The 1,241-nt window shown below is 38.5% G+C and carries 1 protein-coding gene; it reads left to right on the top strand.

Features of this window, described 5'->3' with window-relative positions; all coding sequences use genetic code 11:
- A partial coding sequence (locus tag HMPREF0629_RS07540) for a Cna B-type domain-containing protein (protein ID WP_009222715.1) occupies positions 1-1,241 on the top strand: 1,241 nt, incomplete at both ends.

Below are 1,241 nucleotides of genomic sequence, written 5' to 3'. Positions count from 1 at the left end.
CTAAAAGCTGCAGATAAAGAAAAGACAGTAGAAGTAACCAACACAAGCGGCGGACAAGGAACAGTAGTAGAAAAGACATTAGAAAAAGTATGGGTAAACGGACCGAAACCAACAGTAACAATAGAACTTTGGAGAAAGAACAACGTAGAAAGTGCAGACAAAATCGATGAAAAAGTAGATGAATTTATAGTACCTGCAAATGCAAGTGGAAATGATCTAAAGAAGACTTTCACAAACTTGGCAAAACACGATCCGAAGGGAAATGAATTTGAATACTACGCAAAAGAAGAAAACGTACCGGTAAATTATACAAAATCTGAAAATGGTTTAGTGGTTACAAACACTTACACTCAACTAAGTAACGGTGAAGTAACAGTAACAAAAGTATGGAAAGATCCGGATGGTAAGACACTAGTAAAACCGGAAGTCAATCTAACCCTATACAGAAAAATAGAAGGCGGAGCAGAAGAACAAGTGCCGGTAGCAGAAGCAGAAGTAAAAGTAGTAAGCGGAACTACAACAACAGCAAAGTGGGAAAACTTAAAAACAACAGACATCAACGGCAATGCATACAGCTTTATAGTAAAAGAAAGCTTTAAGAACGCAGACGATGTCAACAACGACAACTGGACACTGGTAGCAAGCACAGACGTAGTAAATGGAGCTGCAACAATAACAAACAAAGCAGTAACAGGCGAAGAAAACCTTGGTAAACTGACAGTAGCTAAGAAACTGTTAGAAACAGGAAACGGAGTAAGAGGCTTAAGAGGAACTCCAATTAAGTTCAGCTTCAAGGTGACAGGTCCTGCGAACTATGAAGAAACCTTTGAATTGGCACCGGGCGAAAGCAAAGTATTAACAGGCCTATACTTTGGAGAATATACTGTAACAGAAACAGATACAAAAGGTTACACAGCAACATATTCGGTAGCAGACGGAAAAGTAACACTAAAAGCTGCAGATAAAGAAAAGACAGTAGAAGTAACCAACACAAGCGGCGGACAAGGAACAGTAGTAGAAAAGACATTAGAAAAAGTATGGGTAAACGGACCGAAACCAACTGTAACAATAGAGCTTTGGAGAAAGAACAACGTAGAAGGTGCAGACAAAATCGATGAAAAAGTAGATGAATTTATAGTACCTGCAAATGCAAGTGGAAATGATCTAAAGAAGACTTTCACAAACTTGGCAAAACACGATCCGAAGGGAAATGAATTTGAATACTACGCAAAAGAAGAAAA

Source organism: Peptoniphilus sp. oral taxon 386 str. F0131 (assembly GCF_000090945.1).
GTDB classification, from domain to species: Bacteria; Bacillota; Clostridia; order Tissierellales; family Peptoniphilaceae; genus Anaerosphaera; species Anaerosphaera mikwangii.
This window is presented reverse-complemented; position numbering and strand designations above follow the sequence as displayed.